Origin of the sequence: Streptococcus suis (assembly GCF_024509555.1) — a bacterium.
Lineage (GTDB): Bacteria > Bacillota > Bacilli > Lactobacillales > Streptococcaceae > Streptococcus > Streptococcus suis_AD.
This window is the reverse complement of the sequence record NZ_JAMWEL010000059.1, coordinates 1-496: the sequence shown is the minus strand read 5'-3', so window position 1 is coordinate 496 and position 496 is coordinate 1. Positions and strand designations below refer to the sequence as shown.

Here is a 496-nt window from a genome sequence, read left to right as displayed (position 1 = left end):
GTTTATTGGCGACCTGTCTGGCATGCTCTATGTGATGACTTCAAGTTGATACTCGCTCAACCAGCCCACATGAAGGCTATTCCAGGTCAGAAAACCGACAAGAAGGATGCTCACTGGATAGCCAAATGAACACGGATTGGTCTGCTTCCTCGGAGTTTCGTTCCCAATGAAACCATTCAAGAATTGAGGGAGTTGACCAGACAACGAAAACATTATGTGGAAAGTCGTAATCGAGAAACCAACCGTATCCATAAAATTCTTCAGTCAGGTGGCATCAAGCTAACAACCTATATCGAAGATATTATGGGGCTATCTGGTCGCAATCTCCTTCAGCTTCTGGAAGCCTTGGGTGGCTATTTTTCTGACCAGCATCGCTTCATGTTAAAACAGTCCTTAGAGATTTATGATTTTTATCAGAAGCAGATTGAGTTGTTGGAAGAGCGAATGAATGTCTATCTATCACAATATGAAAACCATGTAGAAATATTGGATTCCA

1 pseudogene is annotated in these 496 nt (G+C 42.1%); it reads left to right on the top strand.

Annotated elements, in window-relative coordinates:
- A pseudogene (locus NF418_RS10325) lies at positions 1 to 496 on the top strand (IS110 family transposase); the annotation flags it as partial.